We start from the raw sequence: 16,680 nt of genomic DNA, 5'->3' as shown, positions 1-16,680 counted from the left end.
AGATGTTCACCGTTCGAGAGGTCCCCATGTCACGTCGCTCTTCCGCCCTGACCCGTGGCCGAGGTCGCTTCATCTTCTTCTGCCTGACCCCGGCATTCGTCCTCTACGTCGTCTTCATGGTGATTCCCACCGTCGACGTCTTCCGGATGTCGCTGTTCCAATGGACGGGCTTCACCGGGACCGCGCGGTTCATCGGCTTCGACAATTTCATCGCCCTGGCCGGCGACACGCAGTTCCTGCGATCAATGCAGAACACGCTGCTCCTGCTGGTCGTCGTCACGATCGTCACGATGGCTGCGGCGCTCGTCATCGCGGCTCTCCTGATGAACCCGCGCGTGAAGGCGCGCAACTTCTACCGTTTCGTGCTGTACCTGCCCAGCGTGCTGTCGATCGTCGTGGTCGCCGCCATCTTCTCGGCGGTCTACGACCAGCAGAGTGGTCTCCTCAACAACTTCCTCTCCACGATCGGACTCGGCCACCTGACGCAGGTGTGGCTCGGCAACGAGAGCATCATCATGTACAGCATCGCCATCGCGATGCTGTGGCAATCCATCGGCTACTACGTGCTGCTCTACCTCGCGGGCATGAGCTCGATCCCCGCGGACGTCTACGAAGCCGCCTCCATCGACGGCTCCGGACCCGTACGCACCTTCTTCACCATCACGCTGCCGTTGGTGTGGAGCACGTTGCGCACGACGCTGACCTTCTTCATCATCTCGTCGATCAACCTGGCCTTCGTGCTGGTCCGGGCGCTCACCGACGGCGGCCCGAACGGCTCGTCCGACGTGCTGCTGAACTACATGTACCGCCAGGCCTACACGAACTCCAGCTACGGATACGGCATGGCGATCGGCGTCGTGATCTTCGTGTTCTCGTTCGTGCTCGCCCTCATCATCAACCGCGCCACCAAGCGAGAGGTCTACCAGTTCTGATGGCTCTGAACCTCACCCCCCTGCGCCCCGAAGCGCGAAATCCGGATGCTCGACGATTGGTACCCGCGCGTCCCGGATCGACCCGCACCTCCGGCCGCCTCAACCACACCGTGATCAACGTCGTGATGGTCGCGCTCTGCGCGGCGATCATCGTTCCCACGGCGTGGGTGTTCATGGCCTCGATCAAGACCCGCCCCGAGTTCTACGGCGATCCATGGGCTTTGCCCCTCGGCGTGCACGTGCAGAACTTCGTCGACGCGTTCGTCAAGGCCCGCATGGGCGACTACTTCCTCAACTCCATCGTGGTCACCGCGCTCGCCCTGGCGATCTCGCTCGTCGTGGCGGTGCCGGCAGCATATGTGCTGGCACGCTTCGACTTCCGCGGGAAAACCGTGCTCGAGGTCGCGATCCTGGCGGGACTGTTCATCAATGTGAACTACATCGTGGTGCCGATCTTCCTCCAGTTGCTGGGCTGGGACCGCGCTTTGCGCGGGCTCTTCCCCCAGGGCGTCTTCATCGACAACCTCGCCGTTCTGGCTCTGGTGTACGCGGCGACGTCGTTGCCGTTCACTATCTACCTGCTCTCGACCTTCTTCCGCACCATCCCGATCGAGTACGAGGAGGCCGCGATGCTCGACGGCAGCTCGCGCTTGCGCACCATGGTGTCGGTGATGCTGCCGCTCGCCCTCCCCGCGATCAGCACCGCGCTGCTGTTCAACTTCTTGGCGTACTGGAACGACTTCATCATCTCGCTGACCCTCGTGCCGGGCGACTCGAAGACCCTCCAAGTGGGCCTGCTCAACCTCTTCCAGGCCCAGCGCGCCGCCGCCGATTACGGCGTGCTGTACGCCGGAATGGTCATCGTGATGGTCCCCGTCATCGTCTTCTACGCCGTCATCCAGCGCCGACTGCTGCAGTCGGTCGGAGGAGGAGGAATCAAGTGAACACCCCCCGCCACCGCCGCACCGTCGACGTACGCGAGATCGTGACGGCCACGGCCGCCCTGCTGGTCTTCCTGGTCTGCGTGACGGTCGTGATCGTGAACCAGCAGACGGTCGGCTGGGTCAACTTCCTCGCGATGCTGGCCGGCCTGGGCGGTCTCATCGTGATGCTCGCGCTCTACAACCGGAGATTCCGTTGACCTCACCTCTGTCGCCGCGCGTCCTCGAGGCCGCGGCCGTCGTCCCGTCCCCTCGCCAACTCGCGTGGCAGCAGCGCGAGTTCAGCGCGTTCTTGCACGTCGGGATGAACACCATAACCGACCGGGAGTGGGGCGCAGGCCACGAGGATCCCGCACTGTTCGACCCCTCCGGGATCGACACCGACCAGTGGATGCGAGCGGTCGCCGCCGCCGGGGCGCGGGGGGTCATCCTCACCGCCAAGCACCACGACGGCTTCTGCTTGTGGCCCAGTGCGCAGACCGCGCACACCGTCGCCGCCAGCCCCTGGCGCGACGGGCGGGGCGACCTCGTGCGCGAAACCGCCGAAGCCGCGGCCCGTCACGGTCTGGCCTTCGGTGTCTACCTCTCGCCGTGGGACCGGACCGAGGCGTGCTACGGCAGCGGTCGGGCCTATGACGACTTCTTCGTCGCCCAGCTCACCGAGCTGCTGAGCGACTACGGCGCCATCTCCACCGTCTGGCTGGACGGCGCCAACGGCGAAGGCCCCGACGGGCGCGTGCAGCTCTACGACTGGGACCGCTACTACGAGGTCGTGCGCCGCCTACAGCCCGACGCGGTCATCAGCGTCTGCGGACCCGACGTGCGGTGGTGCGGCAACGAAGCCGGCCACACCCGGGCCGACGAGTGGAGCGTCGTCCCCGCCTCGCTGCGCGACGCCGAGCGGGTGGCATCCCGCTCCCAGCAGCAGGACGACGCAGCGTTCTCGCGTCTCGTACGCTCCGATGAAGAGGACCTCGGTTCGCGCACCGCGTTGGAGACCTCCGACGACGAGCTGATCTGGTACCCGGCCGAGGTGAACACCTCCATCCGGCCCGGCTGGTTCCATCACCCCGCCGAGGACGACCAGGTGCGCTCCGCCGAGGAGCTGTTCGACATCTATCGACGCAGTGTCGGCGGCAACAGCGGCTTCCTTCTGAACGTGCCGCCGGATGCCACGGGCGTCGTGCACGCGGCCGACGTCGAGGCGCTCCGCGGCCTCGGGGCACTCGTCGCTGAACTCTCCGCCCGCGACCTCATCGGTCGCGCGACGGTTGCTCACGACGGACATCCGGTCGCGGCGGTCACCCGCGCACAGCCGCTCGACGTTGTCGAGGGTGATTCCGTCGTGGTGCGCTGGGATGAGCCGGTCGAGATCGACGGACTGATCCTCGACGAGGACATCGCCCGCGGCCAGATGATCGATCGCCTCGACGTCGATGTCGAGGATGCCGACGGCACCACCCGCACGGTGCTGACCGTCGGCGCCGTCGGGTACCGGCGAATCGCGGAGCTGCCCCGGATGCACACCCGCGAGGTGCGCATCCGGATCGTCGGCGCACGCGGTACAGTGCGCCTCTCTCGCCTCTCCCTCCTGGCACCCTCGACACTTCTCGCGACCGGCAGCGGCCCGCGGCTAGCATGAGAGTTCTGGTCGCGGGATCGCGCTCGATCGCGGAGAGGAACGTCGGGTCAATGGTCATGGAGCACAGCGGCGCCAAACGCCTGCGGGCACCCACGATGGCCGATGTCGCATCAGTGGCCGGCGTCTCGCCGCAGACCGTCTCGCGCGTGCTGCGCGGGCACCCCAATGTCTCCGACGTCACCCGGCTGCAGGTCGAAGAGGCCGTCGAGCGCACGGGCTACCGCCGCACAGGACTCGCGCGCGCGCTCGTCACCGGACGCAGCATGACCCTCGGCGTCCTCACGCACGAATCCGACCAGTACGCTCCGGCGGCCATCATGCTGGGCGTCAATCGCGCCGCGCGCGAGCGCGGATACTTCGTGAGCGCGGCGGGGACGACGTCTGTGTCACCCGCGGCGATCACCGACGGCGTGGAGCATCTGCGCGACCAAGGCGTCGACGGCCTGATCGTGGCCGTTCCGATTTGGGACGAGCTGGCACTCGGCCGGGTGACGAACGGACTCCCCACCGCCGTCATCGATGGATCCAGCTCCGCCGAAGACGACGTCGTCGCGCTCGATCAAGAGCAGTCGGGCCGTCTGGCCACCCAGCATCTGCTCGAACTCGGCCACGAGACGGTGTGGCACCTCGCCGGTCCCGCATCGTGGCGCGACGCCTCGGGACGCACGACCGGGTGGGAGTCCGCTCTGCGTGAGGCGGGCCGCTCCGTACCGCCGATCCTGCACGGCGACTGGACGGCGGAATCCGGCTACCGCAATGGCCTCATCGTCGCCCGGATGCCAGATGCCACGGCCGTGTTCACCTCATCCGATGAGATGGCCTTCGGACTCCTCCGTGCTCTCGCAGAGCAGGGCCGGCGGGTGCCGGAGGACGTCTCGGTCGTGTCGATGGACGACATCCCCCTCGCGCAGTTCGCCCATCCCCCGCTGACCACGATCCGTCAGCCGTTCGAGCAGATGGGGCGCATCGCGGTCGAGCACGTCCTCGCGGCGATCGATGATCCGAGCGTCGAGCGCACGCGCGTCACGGTGGCTCCCGAGCTGGTCATCCGCTCGAGCACCGCCCGTCGCTGATCCGGGGTCGTCGAGGCCGGTCTCACGTCTCGTTCCGGACGGATCCCGCCCCGGGCACCGCGTCCGCGCACTCAGCCGGCCCCGCTCAGAACTGCTCGATGTATTCCTCTTCGGGTCCGAGTTCGGCACGATCGCGCAGATCGATGCTCGTCCCTCGACGCTCCAACTCGAGCACGACGACCGTGTTCTCTCCGGCGCGCAGTAGCGGGGCCGGAACGTAAAGGGTCTGCTGGGGGCCGATCTCCCAGTACCGACCCAGCAAGAAGCCGTTCACCCAGACGAATCCGCGCACGAACCCGGGAAGAGCCAGGTGCGCGTCGGCCGGCTCCGGCAGGGAGAACACCGCCGAAGCGCCACCCGCGGCATCCGGAGTCCCCGGAACAGCCAGGAGCGCGAGCGCGGTTTCGCCGGCGGCCGCGATGTCGATCGACGTCGCCTGCCAGCCCTGCACCATGCGCCGCTCCACCAAGACGGGAGCGAGGAGCCCCTTCCGCTCTCCGAGCGACCACCCGTAGTTGACCCGGCCCAGATTCTCGATGACGATCTCGACGCGGGCGGGCGAACCCGTTCCGGTGATCGTGACCGCGCCGGACTCGGTGACCGTTCCCCGCGGGAGGCCATCGACGCGCACCATCGCGCGGTCGGCAACCCGGGGAAAGACGAGGTCGATCTCCCCCGGCGGAAGCAGCACATCAGCGCTGAGCAGCACCATCCCGGAGTCCTGTCCCAGCTCCTCGAAGGAGACCGTGGATGCCACGGGCCGTGCGGACGTCGAAAGGATCGCCAGAGCCTCTCCCAGACTGGCACCGGAGACGACCGCGACCCGCTGCGGACTCACGAAGCGCGGCGCCGTCGACACGAGGGGTGCGGTCACTCCCAGGACCGCTCGCATCGCGTGGAACTTCTCGGTGAGCGTGCCGTCCTCGGCGATCGGTGCGTCGGAGTCGTAGCTGGTCACCGTGCCGCGCAACTCGCCATCGACGCGATTGGCCCCCGCCCAGAGCCCGAAGTTCGTGCCGCCGTGCGCCATGTATAGGGCCACGCTCCCGCCGTCGCTCACGATGCCGGCAAGCGTCTCGGCGGCGTTGGCCGCCCCCCGTACGTGGTGGGGGTGGCCCCAGTGGTCGAACCAACCGTTCCAGTACTCGGCCACCAGGAGGGGCTCGTCGGGACGATGGGTGCGTGCGAGGTCGCGCGCAGCATCGACTCGCGAGCCCAGGGTCAGTCCCTGCAGCACACCGTCCACCGCGCCGGTGGCGAGCATGAGCTCGGTCGGCCCGTCGGCGGTGAAGAGCAGCTCGGTGATGCCGTGAGCGCGCAGTTCGCGAGCGAGCATCGCCGGATACGCGCGGTCGTCACCGAAGCTGCCGAACTCATTCTCGACCTGCACCGCCACGACCGGTCCGCCCGCGTTGGCCTGCAGGGCGGCTATGCGCGGGAGCAGGTGCGAGAACCACTCACGCACGGGTCCGAGGAAGCGCTCGTCCGAGGACCGCAGCGGGATGCCACGGCCGGTGAGCCACACGGGCAGCCCGCCATTGGACCATTCGGCGCAGATGTACGGACCAGGTCGTACCGTGGCATCCAGTCCGATCTCCGCCGCGATGCGGAGGAAGCTCTCGAAATCGCGCCAGCCGGTGAAGTCGGGCGCTCGGTCGGCCTCCGGCTGATGGAAGTTCCACGGCACGTAGGTATCGACCGTGTTCAGGCCGAGGTCCTTCACCCGCTGCAGACGATCCCGCCACTGGTCGGGGTGGACGCGGAAGTAATGCACCGATCCGGACAGGATTCGCGTGGGAACGCCGTTGCGCAGGAACCGGTTCTCGGCCCACGTGAGCGTGGACGGCGGCGCGGCGTCCGGGGCCGCCTCAGCGGCGAGGGAACGAGGGAGAGTGTCAGTCACGGTGGGCCAATCCTGTCGAAGCGCCCTCAGTCTGACATATGATTGGCATCGATGCCATGAACCGCCAGACCGCACCATAGTTGACCATGCACTGCGCCGTGCGCGCACAGGAGGGGAACAATGCAGGTCGTCATCACGACGAACGAGGTCGCCGCCGGCGAGTTCGCGGCCGACATGATCGAGCGACGGACAGAAACTGAAACGCTGCGGGTGCTGGGTGTCGCGACGGGCTCGTCGCCGCTCCCTCTCTACGAAGCCCTCGCCCGACGCGACCTCCCTGCCGTCCGCGCCGCCCGTGCATTTGCGCTCGACGAGTACGTCGGCCTCCGCCCAGGGCACCCAGAGAGCTATCGCTCGGTCATCGATCGTGAGGTGACCGTCCGCCTCGGGCTGGATCCCGACCGCGTCGAGGTGCCCGACGGGTCGATCGACGGCCTATCCACCGCCGGCGAGCGTTATGAGCGCCTGATCGCCCACGCCGGAGGAATCGATGTTCAAATCCTTGGCATTGGCACCACCGGTCACATCGGCTTCAACGAGCCGACATCGTCCTTGGCATCGCGCACCCGGGTCAAGACCCTAACCGAGCAGACACGCCGCGACAACGCCCGCTTCTTCTCGTCCCTCGAGGACGTTCCGCGCCATTGCGTCACGCAGGGACTCGGCACAATCCTCGACGCGCGTGAGGTCATCCTCATCGCAGTCGGCGCTCGTAAGGCCGCGGCCGTCGCAGCGGCCGTCGAAGGCCCTCTCGCGAGCAGGTGTCCGGCATCGGTGCTGCAGCTGCACCCTCGCACAACCGTCGTGGTTGACGAGGCCGCAGCCCGAGAACTGCGCATGCGGTCGTACTACATGGAAGCGTTCAAGCATCGACCGAGCTGGCAGATCTAACGTCGGCCCGGTCGCGGGTTCTCGCCCCTCGGTCTCGCCATCGACGGCGTAGCGAAGGCGTTCGGGGTCCACCTCGCGGCGCCCGCGTCGACACGGATGGGGGCGTCACCGAACCGCACCCGCGGCCTCACCTTCCGTCGAGGCCGCGGGGTCGATCGTCAGCGGCACCTCGTTCACGCGGAGCTCGGCGGCGGTGACGGTTTGCAGCGGCCCTCCGTGCGACACGGCGAGGAGAACCTTCTCGTCCATGCGCCGGTCGATCGCGTCGGCATAGCGGCTGTTCGTTCCCGCGGGTACCGGGGTGTCCTTTCGAAACCCCGCGTTGGGGTCTTACGGAGAGCTCCTCGACCATGCGAGGCTGACGAAGCCGACAACACAGCTCGGCTATCTGGAACATCGACGAACGGGAGCAGTCTGATGCAGAAGAAAAAGATCCTCTCCGCCCTCGGAGCCCTGGCCCTCGCCGGTGGAATTGTCGCAGCCGGTGCCGCGCCCGCCAACGCGGTGCCAGTGAAGGACTGGGGTCCCTACCCCAACTCGGGCACCTGCAACGCGGATCGAACCAACTACATCCAGCAGCATCCCGGCCAGAGGGTCACCTCATGCCAGAACTCGATGGGCACGGGCAACTGGTGGTTCACGGTCTACCTTTGAGCGTCAGATTGGGGTTCTCACCCTGAAAGCATCGGCGCCGTTCAGCTTGGGGCTGGGCGGCGCGGTTCTCTGTCATCCACACTCCCGGTCCGGGAGCTGAGCGCAATCGTGCAGCGGGTCGCACGTGCCTCCGGCTACTTGCGAATGCGGCTACCTCTCAATCCTCCGACTATGCCCGCGATTAACAACAGCGGACCGCCGACGAGGAAGAGAAATTCCCAGCGTGCTTCTTGATAGCCCCCGTCAAAACGGAGCAGCACGAGCCCGATCGCGAAGACGACGGCGCCTACGGGGACGAGCCACCATGCCGATGGAGCCGCGTGCCTCTTGCTGTTGAAGACCACGATCGGAACGCCTAGTCGCGGATCAGCCAGATGCGTGCGCTGACGGCCGTGTCGTCGACGGGCGGATCTGAGACGTCGGTGTCGTACTGGAATTTCACGGCGTAGTAGACGCCGGCCCGGGGCAGGTTGTCGACGGTGAGTGGCCAGAGACGCTTGGCGGTGTCGCCGGGGTAGATCTCTTTGTAGAGTCGCTCGGACCGTCTCGTGTAGGGGTGGTTCCGATCGGGGTCGGGGTCCCAGGTTGGCACGCCGATCGCGGCCGCCCAGGTGCCGTTCCCTATTCCGTCCACGTAGGTGCTGCTCCCCGGGGTCTTGAAGACGTCGTAGCCGAGGGCGGTGAAATCTCCTCCGAATGTCCAGTAGTGGCACGTCCCGGAGTTGGTGATGCGTGTGGGGATGTGGAGCACCTGGCCGATCTTGACCCGGTAGACCGGTTCCCGCTTGCCCGCAACGGTTCGATACTCGGTCGGCTTTTCTGCCGGGTAGGCGGCTATCTTGGCGTCGATCGCCGCGCCCGCCTTCCCGGGAACAGTAAGGCAGTGAGGCGCCGCCGCGGCATACGCGGTCGAGGGTGCGGCCAGGAGTGAAATCGCGAGCACGGTTACAGCGAGAGCGCCGAGAGTCCTCGTTCGCATGGCACCCCTTCGGATCGGATGACCTCAAAGTACGAGGCGTGTGCATGTCGGGGGTATGTCTTGCTCCGAGGCTGCGGTATCCAGTAAGGACCGCGAGCGACGCGAGACCTCAGTCCCGTGCAGAGGATCGTCGTCCGGGCGTGATGGTCAGCCCGTCGGGTCCGCTGGCGTCGGTCATCATCTCCTCAATGAGGTCACGGTCTAATGAGGGTGGTCGGCTGCCGTAGAACTGCATCACGATGGGTGTCGACGGGTGCATCCATATGCTGAGTTGACCGTGGTCGGGGTGCGGCATGCTCCGCATGAACGGCTCTTGACGGCGGAGTTTGTTCATCACCACGATCCGAAGGTGCGAGAGAAGGCGATCCTCGATGTCGACGATCGTTCGTTCTTGGTAGATCAGGCGTCCCACAGTGTCTCCTCAGACGATGTTGGCGCTGGTGTCATCTGCGCGTCACGGTGAGGCTGCTCGGCGGTGACACTGTGCGGAAGCATCTTGACAAGGGGTCCTAGGCGCGGCGGCCGCTCTCGCGATCCCATTCGAGCGAGCGCCACTGCAGGTAAGCGCAGAGGTTGCCGGCGACGACGATCTCGGCCGCGAGACCGGCGAGCTCATACGCGGTGAGTGTCTGTTCGTCAGGCCGCGCGGTCAACGTTGCTTCCCAAAGCGGTTGATCGTAACCGGTGGGCTCCATGTAAATGGACACGTTCTTGCCGAGCAACTCGACGACGACAAGCCCGGTGTCTCGCGCATCATCATCGTCTTGCGCTGCGACACGAACGGCACCCGCGATCAGGTGCCCTTGCCCTCGGAAGTCGTCCACCCACTGCTGCAGCAACGCTCGGGGTCGACGAGGTGGAAAGCCCTCGAGATCGCTGGCAGTCATGCGCGAAGCTTACTGAAACTCGGCGGGCCCGAATTGCCGCGGCCGTCCGCGGGTGCATCTCGCCCGGGCGCTACTTTGTCAGCTTGTTCGCCGTGCGGAAGAAGGATTGCGAAGACGCACATCTGCTCGCGCCAACCTGGTGACGGTGATGCCTGCCGAGATGAGAGAGAACAAGACCAGTCCGGCGCACAGCGACAACGAGGCGACAACGACAGCAAAACCACCCGGTCGCTCCTCATAGGTGTACGTCGAGTAATACGGATCCCACACAGGCGTCTCTACCCCGTAGAACATCGCGATTGCGTACAGCACGGGCACCCAGAGCAGAGCAAGCACTGCCGCCACCGCCCACAGAACCGTCTCTCTCACAACGAAGACGATATCTACGACACTGGAACTCGCGGTGAACGGTTTACACATCTCCCCGGAGGGGGTCAGATCGTCGGTTCCTAGTCCGGTGAGCCCGCGCCGTTCATGACACGGCGGATCTCGATCCGCTGCGCATTGGAGGTGGATGAGGCGAGTGGGTGGTGGTTGCGTAATCGGAATCGGAGTGTGTCACGGAGACTTGAACGCATCCAGGACTCACTGCTGGGATGAGCGGTGTCGCAACTGTTACGACGCGCGGCTGAGCAGCTCGCTGGTGACCTCAAGAAGCTCGGGGCGGCGAAAGGGTTTTGCGACAACCGCTGCGAATCCGGCGTTTCGGGCCACTTCGACATCTTCTGGCGAGTTTCGAGCACTGACCATGAGCAGTGCGGTCTGGTCGAGGGTAGGTTCGTCTCGCACGGCCCGTGCTACCTCGATACCGTCTAGCTCGGGCATCATCCAGTCCACGACCGCCAACGCGGGCCGGATCTCACGGATTGCAGCGAGTCCGTCGGATCCGGAGTGGGCGACGTGAAGGTCGTGCCCGTCACGTCGCAGGTACGCCGCGACGAGACTGGCGATGTCGCGGTCATCATCTATCACTACGATCGAGGCCATCGTCCGCGCCACCCTTCCGAATGGGCCGAGTGTACCGCGCTGAGAGGGAAGACCGTGCCGCTGAACAACCTGGCGTACCGCCTGCGAGGCTCTTCTCCGTGGAGGCGGCTGACAGTCGTCGCCGCGTTGCTGACGGCAGCCGTGATTCTTGCGTTTGTGTTCACGCAGATCAGTAGTGGCGAGCAAAGACTGGCCTCGTGGTGGCCAGCGGCTGGCTTTGCCGCCGGTGCCGCGATCATCGCGAAGCGTCGTGAGCTCCCTCTCGTCCTCGCCGTCGTGCTCGTCTCGACGGGTCTGGCGTCGCTACTCGCTCATCGGCCGGTGGTCGTGGCGGTTGCGGGCGCGGTCGGCATCACCGCTCAGTGTTGGTTGGTTCGCCGTTTTGCCGTAGATCGAGAGGATCGGCCCCGACTCTTCACACTGGGTGATGCGGCGCGACTGACTGTCGGCATAGCGCTCGGCGGCGTGGTAATCGGTGCGACCGTGTTCGCAGCGCGATTGACGACCTCGAGCGTCGACACTGCTTTCACCGGGGCGTTCCAGGTCGCCGCGGGCACCACCAGTGCCATTGTTCTCATCGTCCCATTCTTCGTCATCAGCCGCCGACGCCGGTCCACCCAGAATGTTCGTGTCGTCGCGCTGAGCTGTTCGGTGACGACTGCAGCGGCTGTTCTGGCGTTCTGGCCTTCTCAGGAACAGGCATTCGCTTTCCTGCCGCTTCCCTTTCTCGCCTGGGCGTCGCTCTCCTTGACTATGCCGGCCGCGCTCGTCCAGGTCATCATCGTCAACGCGATCGCTCTCACCTCCACAGGGGTAGATGGAGGGCCGTTCTCCGCGGTGAACGGCCCCATCAGCGCTGTCGCAATGATCGAGATCTACGTCATCGCCAGTACGGCGATGTGCGTGTTCATCGCCGCTGTGCGAAACGAGCGTGACAGCAACGCCGAGCAACACGCAGCTTCGACCGCACTCATGCGGCAGGGCTTTGCGCGAGCAGGGACCGGGTACCTCGTACTCCGCGACACCGAGCACGACACGTTCGGCATCCTTGACGTAAACGACACCGCTCTTGCCTTGATGCCCGAATCATTTCGAGGCAACGGCGGTCAGCATCTCCTCATCGAAGGGTCCCACCTTCACCGGTTGTGTCTCGAAGCTCTCGGATCGCACACTAAAGTCGATCGCTCGTGGACTGACGCCGCGCCGTTGAGCGTGGTGGCCGAAGAACTGCCCGACACGACGAACGACCGGGTTCTCCTCGTGACGGTCATGGATCTCAGCGCGGTCGAAGCCGCGCGGCGAGCGGCAAACGAACAGTTACGGCAAGAACGCGAAACGAGCGAGCGCCTCAGGCAAACCAACGAGAAGCACGATCTGTTTGTCGCCTCAGTGACTCATGAGCTGCGCACCCCCTTGACGTCGATCGTCGGTTACACAGAGGAAGCGCTCGAAGCTGCAATCGATGACGAGCAACGCGGATACCTCAAGGTTGTGCAGCGCAACGCGGATCGCCTGTTCACGCTGGTCCAAGACGTACTGAACACCACTCACCCCCACTCCAGTAGGGAGACGCACGCAAAACTCAACCTCAACAAGATCATCGAAGACACCGTCGACGACCTGCAGCATGAAGCGACCAGCCGAGGGGTGACCCTCACAGCCTCTGCACCGCTCGAAATGAGAACGAGGGGCTCGGAGTTGGAGATACGGCGTGGCTTGGTCAATTTGGTGGCTAACGCGGTCAAATTCACCCCGAGCGGCGGCTACGTGATGATCTCAGTCTCCTCATCTGACGATTCATTCATCATCGACGTATCCGACTCTGGCCCTGGGATGAACGACGTCGAGCTCGCTCAAGCATTCGATCGTTTTTACCGTTCGAATGATGCCGTCGCCCAAGGTATCCCCGGCACCGGTCTCGGCCTCGGGATCGCCCGCGACGTAATCGAAGCGAACGGCGGAACGCTCACCCTGCACCACAATTCTCCCCACGGTCTCACAGCGCGGATGCAGCTACCGCGACTGGACGGGGCGCCCCTACCCGCGTAGGCAGGGCCTACGACCTTAGGTCACAGCTAATCTGCCTTCCTGGTCTTGGCTTTCCGGTGAGTGGCCCTCGTCCAGTTTTTCGTCAGGTGAGCCGGTCGGTTCTGATGAGGTGTAAGAGTCGAATCTGTGCCGGACATAGACGATCGTGGAAGATGTGTCATCAGTGTCAGCTCGCGCGCAGTTTGAGCAAACGGTGCGGCTGGTGGCCGATCCTGTGCGTCGGTATCTGTGGCGGCGTACCAACACCGATACCGCCGACGATGTGCTCGCCGAGACCCTGCTGGCGCTTTGGCGACGTCGCGAACAAATGCCGCTTGAGGCTGAAACCATTGCCTGGGCGATCGGGGTGGCCCGGCTCCAGCTTGCCAATGCGCAGCGTGCGCAACGACGTCGCGATCGTCTCGCCGCACGAGTTGCCGCCATCGATCCGCCCGCGACTGTCACCTTCGAACCGGGTGGACCAGCCGACGAGGATGTGCGAGCGACGCTGGCCGGTATGCGCGCTGCGGATTCGGAGATTCTTCGACTGTGGGCTTGGGATGATCTCGCTCCGCGCGAACTCGCGGCCGTGCTGGGCATAACTGTTAACGCCGCGACGGTCCGGCTACACCGTGCCCGCCGGCGATTCGAAGCCGCCTGGAGTAAGACGCGACGCGTTGACGGACATGTTAAAGCGAGTGAAGGGAACCGACCGTGAACGACGCAGATCAATACCACACACGCCGTCTGCTGCGATCGGGTGACCCCGCCTCATCGCTCCCTCGCCTGCGGAGCGATCAGATCGACCGACTCGTAGAGGACGCCATGAGTATGCAAGTCAAATCGACCCGCGCCCAGACCAACAGGAGAGGGCTGCTCGTCGCCAGCGTCAGCACTGGGATCGCGGCCGTCGCCGCTGTCTCCCTCGCCGTGCCTGCCATGATGGGCATCTCCACGCCGGCCACTGAACTGACCCAACCGAGCGCGAGCGGTCCGGCGGCCATGTGCGCAGAGGTGACACCCGAGGCGGTCGCAGCCTCACAGACATCCGTCCGTGCCGAAGTCACCGGGATTGAGAGCGGCGTCGTAACGCTTGCAGTGCAAGAGCGATTCAAAGGTGAAATCGAAAACACCATAACGGTCACACAAGGTGTCGGTGCGGGCGTCGATGGCGAACCCATCCTCTTCGCCGACGGACAGAGCTACCTTCTCAGCGCGAACAGTGACGGCATGATCGTCACTTGCGGCGTAAGCGGAATCGCCGACGCGGGTCTGACCGCAGTGTACGACGCCGCGTTCGGATGAACGCCTAGAAGGAGCTTGCGGGTAGCACCGCAGTTCCATACGGCGCGGACGAAAATGGCTTTACCACGCTGCACAGAGAATCTCCTCGGCGAGCGCGAATCCTAGGTTTGGCGGAACCCAAGGCCAGCCGACCTCGGCCTGCACCGCGTTGCCGCGCGCGGCGAACTGAAGCAAGCTTACCCTCGTCGCCTCGCGGTTCGATGAGCTGTTCGAGATCCTCCTCGGTCTGCAATTTTGGATCAAACCCATCGCCGCGAACTGACGTGCTCTCGACACTCGAGTTCCCTTGCCGTTCCTTGTGGGAGTCGCGTTCGGACGACAGTCCGGATTCTTCGGCCCTTCGCGTCCGCTCAATTCGATCGATCGCAAGCACGGATTGGAGTACGGCTCCACGCATACGCCGGCACCCCTTTCCGCGGCAACAAACGTATGCCTGCAATATTACGACCGACTCGACTTCGAGTACATCCACCATCGCTGAATTATGCGAGCTGCCGAACCTCGGGTGTCCACTCTTGACGGACTGCGGTGACCACGTCCGATTCTCGCAATTAGCCGTCTTGTATATCCTCCGATTCCGCAGGTGCTTCCAGATGGAAGCCCGCGCGGCTGAAGCGCTTGACGAGATCGTGGACGTCATAAGCCAACTCGATGACCGGAACATTGACTTGATCACTATCGTCGTGATCAAGTTTCCCTATCAAAACAGGCAGAAGAAGCTCTGCCAGCGCGCCCTTCTCAAGTGACCAGCCCATCCGATCGAACACAACCTTGATGTCCAGCTTCCGCTCGCGCACGTGCGCGATGGCATCGCGTAGCTCAGCGGCGTCCACGTCATAGCCGCCCGACACGGCCACCGTCACGAGGGCGTCATTCAACTCTTGGTCTGTGAAGTTGGCCAGTTCGTACTTGAACTGACCCCACGTCCGCACGTGGACAAGCGCATCGAGTTCGGACTGCGTGAGCATCCCACCCTGGGCCTGCACGCCCAATTGGACGACATTTTGAAGTTTGCGCAGGTAGAGCGCCCTACTCTCGGTCGTTCCCCAGTATCTGCCTTCTGCGTCCATGGCGACAACCAAGGCAGTTGTCCCTGAGTCCACGTCGTAGTGACCTCCGCGCACCCGCCCGAGTCGCGGAACGACGGATCGCGCTAACTCGTGGGGCCAATCGCTCGATGTGCCCTGCTCATCAAGACGCACCTGATGCGAAGCGCCGATCCCGAGCTCCTGCAGGAGCGCGCTTAGATGCAACATCTCCGTCTTCCCCTCGACAACGAGCAGAACCCGCGGGTGCGGGGCGAGTCCGACCCGAGCCAGGCTCCGTTCCAACCCGTCGGCATGAGGCTGCGCGCCGACCCGGTCGACCAGCGGCGTCCATACGCGAGCCGCGGATGGATCCCGTAAAGGTGCCAGCTCGCCCGCCTCTGCAAGCTCTTCGTACGCACGAAGTAGTATCTCCGCCGCGAGACGCTGCCAGACCGCTTCCAGAGCACCGCCCCGTAGCTTGAACCACCCGCTGTGATCCGAGTGCCGGATCAGTCCCCACCACTCACGCATCGGATCGTTCGTGTGCGCGCGCGACAGGAGATGCTCGGCTACCGGCAGAAGCTGCTCCGCGGGGAAGGATACGGCCCGAAGCCTGGTCTTTGAGTCGGAGCCATAACGCGCGGCGGACAAGCTCTCCCGGTCGGCGCCGTCGCTGTAGCTGATCTGCCCGATGATCTGCGGGAGCCATCGTGCGGAAAGCGCCGCCATGGCGACCTGCTCATTGCGGAGCTTCTGGGCCCACGCGGCGGCGTCGGTGACAAATTCGTAACGGACGCGCCAGTTTTCTCGACCAGTGAGCGCGTCCTTCAGCCCGAGTAACTGCCACTTGCCATACAGAAACCCGTCCCACCAATCCCGTCCCGCATTCTCAGGCCGGAGGTGCGGCCACCGCGCCGAAGAATCGTCAGTGGCCGGGTCGCGAATCATCCCCTCGCGCGCGTATCGGGCGACCCTGCTGTAGTCCTTGGGATGTGGTGCAGCGACCATCGAGGCGTCCTGCTGATCGGCGGCACGGTAAAACGGCACGAGCAGACCGAGTGTGTTCAGTTCTTGCAAGTCTCGAAGTGTCAGTCTGTAGCCCCAGAGCTTCGCCTCGGCGATGAACCTCCCGCTCTCGAGAAGCCGCTCCTGAGAGAACACGAACGGTATCTCCAACAGCTTCATCGTGTCGGCCTGCATGACTCTTACCTTTCCAATCGCCTCAACATGACGGTAGACACCGTCTACCTCAGTCACGCAGATGACTGACTAACCCGCCGCGGCGCTCGGCAATGTTGTCATTCCTACGTCTTCACAGGTCGGTCGCATGCGCATACTGACCGGTAGATAGGGGCTTAGACAACCACGTCGCAACACGTTCCCGAACCCCCAGGGGGCGCGGCGAGTGATCCAGATCTCGGGCTTCGCAG

17 protein-coding genes are annotated in these 16,680 nt (G+C 64.7%); 10 read left to right on the top strand and 7 right to left on the bottom strand.

All coding sequences use genetic code 11. The features are described from left to right. The first annotated feature begins 26 nt into the window (after nt 1-26). Genes PIR02_12335 through PIR02_12315 form a run of 5 tightly spaced genes read left to right on the top strand, consistent with a single transcriptional unit; the run spans nt 27 to nt 4,588 of the window. Nucleotides 27-932 (top strand): sugar ABC transporter permease, encoded by a 906-nt coding sequence (locus PIR02_12335; protein ID WZH35561.1) that lies wholly within the window; start codon nt 27-29, stop codon nt 930-932. Continuing rightward, a complete protein-coding gene (locus PIR02_12330; GenBank protein ID WZH35560.1) occupies nt 932-1,876 on the top strand; it encodes a carbohydrate ABC transporter permease in 945 nt (314 codons plus the stop codon). Before PIR02_12335 ends, PIR02_12330 begins: the two co-directional genes overlap by 1 nt. Beyond that, entirely contained in the window at nt 1,873-2,073 is a 201-nt protein-coding gene (locus tag PIR02_12325) for a hypothetical protein (GenBank protein WZH35559.1), read from the top strand. Before PIR02_12330 ends, PIR02_12325 begins: the two co-directional genes overlap by 4 nt. Beyond that, nucleotides 2,070-3,515: an alpha-L-fucosidase gene (locus PIR02_12320; GenBank protein ID WZH35558.1), complete on the top strand. Its 1,446-nt coding sequence runs from the start codon at nt 2,070-2,072 to the stop codon at nt 3,513-3,515. The genes PIR02_12325 and PIR02_12320 overlap by 4 nt, the downstream gene beginning before the upstream one ends. Before the next feature lie 50 nt (nt 3,516-3,565). After that, on the top strand, nt 3,566-4,588 hold the full coding sequence (locus PIR02_12315) for a substrate-binding domain-containing protein (GenBank protein ID WZH35557.1): 1,023 nt from the start codon (nt 3,566-3,568) through the stop codon (nt 4,586-4,588). Nucleotides 4,589-4,673: 85 nt separating this feature from the next. On the opposite strand, the gene PIR02_12310 is transcribed toward PIR02_12315, so the two are convergent. Further along, a complete protein-coding gene (locus PIR02_12310) occupies nt 4,674-6,491 on the bottom strand; it encodes a beta-galactosidase (GenBank protein WZH35556.1) in 1,818 nt (605 codons plus the stop codon). Nucleotides 6,492-6,611: 120 nt separating this feature from the next. On the opposite strand from PIR02_12310, the gene PIR02_12305 reads away from it, so the two are divergent. After that, nucleotides 6,612-7,382 carry a glucosamine-6-phosphate deaminase gene (locus tag PIR02_12305; GenBank protein ID WZH35555.1) on the top strand — a complete coding sequence of 257 codons (771 nt, stop codon included), beginning with the start codon at nt 6,612-6,614 and terminating at the stop codon, nt 7,380-7,382. A gap of 105 nt (nt 7,383-7,487) precedes the next feature. On the opposite strand, the gene PIR02_12300 is transcribed toward PIR02_12305, so the two are convergent. Then, nucleotides 7,488-7,631 carry a hypothetical protein gene (locus tag PIR02_12300; GenBank protein WZH35554.1) on the bottom strand — a complete coding sequence of 48 codons (144 nt, stop codon included), beginning with the start codon at nt 7,629-7,631 and terminating at the stop codon, nt 7,488-7,490. Nucleotides 7,632-7,799: 168 nt separating this feature from the next. On the opposite strand from PIR02_12300, the gene PIR02_12295 reads away from it, so the two are divergent. Beyond that, nucleotides 7,800-8,036, top strand: coding sequence for a hypothetical protein (locus PIR02_12295; GenBank protein ID WZH35553.1), 237 nt, complete (start codon nt 7,800-7,802; stop codon nt 8,034-8,036). Between the two features lie 355 nt (nt 8,037-8,391). Here the strand turns inward: PIR02_12295 and PIR02_12290 are convergent, their stop codons facing one another. From PIR02_12290 to PIR02_12275, 4 genes are all read right to left on the bottom strand, one after another. Continuing rightward, nucleotides 8,392-9,015 carry a hypothetical protein gene (locus tag PIR02_12290; protein ID WZH35552.1) on the bottom strand — a complete coding sequence of 208 codons (624 nt, stop codon included), beginning with the start codon at nt 9,013-9,015 and terminating at the stop codon, nt 8,392-8,394. 109 nt (nt 9,016-9,124) lie between these two features. Next, on the bottom strand, nt 9,125-9,427 hold the full coding sequence (locus tag PIR02_12285; protein WZH35551.1) for an ATP-dependent DNA ligase: 303 nt from the start codon (nt 9,425-9,427) through the stop codon (nt 9,125-9,127). A gap of 97 nt (nt 9,428-9,524) precedes the next feature. Then, a complete protein-coding gene (locus PIR02_12280) occupies nt 9,525-9,902 on the bottom strand; it encodes a hypothetical protein (protein ID WZH35550.1) in 378 nt (125 codons plus the stop codon). Nucleotides 9,903-9,980: 78 nt separating this feature from the next. Then, nucleotides 9,981-10,271 (bottom strand): hypothetical protein, encoded by a 291-nt coding sequence (locus PIR02_12275; protein ID WZH35549.1) that lies wholly within the window; start codon nt 10,269-10,271, stop codon nt 9,981-9,983. Nucleotides 10,272-10,802: 531 nt separating this feature from the next. On the opposite strand from PIR02_12275, the gene PIR02_12270 reads away from it, so the two are divergent. From PIR02_12270 to PIR02_12260, 3 genes are all read left to right on the top strand, one after another. After that, the gene (locus tag PIR02_12270) at nt 10,803-12,938 is read left to right on the top strand and encodes an ATP-binding protein (protein ID WZH35548.1); all 2,136 of its coding nucleotides are present in this window, start codon (nt 10,803-10,805) and stop codon (nt 12,936-12,938) included. 193 nt (nt 12,939-13,131) lie between these two features. Next, complete coding sequence (locus PIR02_12265; protein WZH38996.1) at nt 13,132-13,635, top strand: sigma-70 family RNA polymerase sigma factor; 504 nt, start codon at nt 13,132-13,134, stop codon at nt 13,633-13,635. A 107-nt stretch (nt 13,636-13,742) separates the two neighbouring features. Then, entirely contained in the window at nt 13,743-14,222 is a 480-nt protein-coding gene (locus PIR02_12260; protein WZH35547.1) for a hypothetical protein, read from the top strand. A 551-nt stretch (nt 14,223-14,773) separates the two neighbouring features. On the opposite strand, the gene PIR02_12255 is transcribed toward PIR02_12260, so the two are convergent. Then, a complete protein-coding gene (locus tag PIR02_12255) occupies nt 14,774-16,450 on the bottom strand; it encodes a hypothetical protein (GenBank protein WZH35546.1) in 1,677 nt (558 codons plus the stop codon). Between the last annotated feature and the right edge of the window lie 230 nt (nt 16,451-16,680).

Source organism: Microbacterium enclense (assembly GCA_038182865.1).
Classification (GTDB): domain Bacteria; phylum Actinomycetota; class Actinomycetes; order Actinomycetales; family Microbacteriaceae; genus Microbacterium; species Microbacterium enclense_B.
Note: the sequence above shows the minus strand (reverse complement) of the source record. Positions and strands in the feature narration are given on the sequence as shown.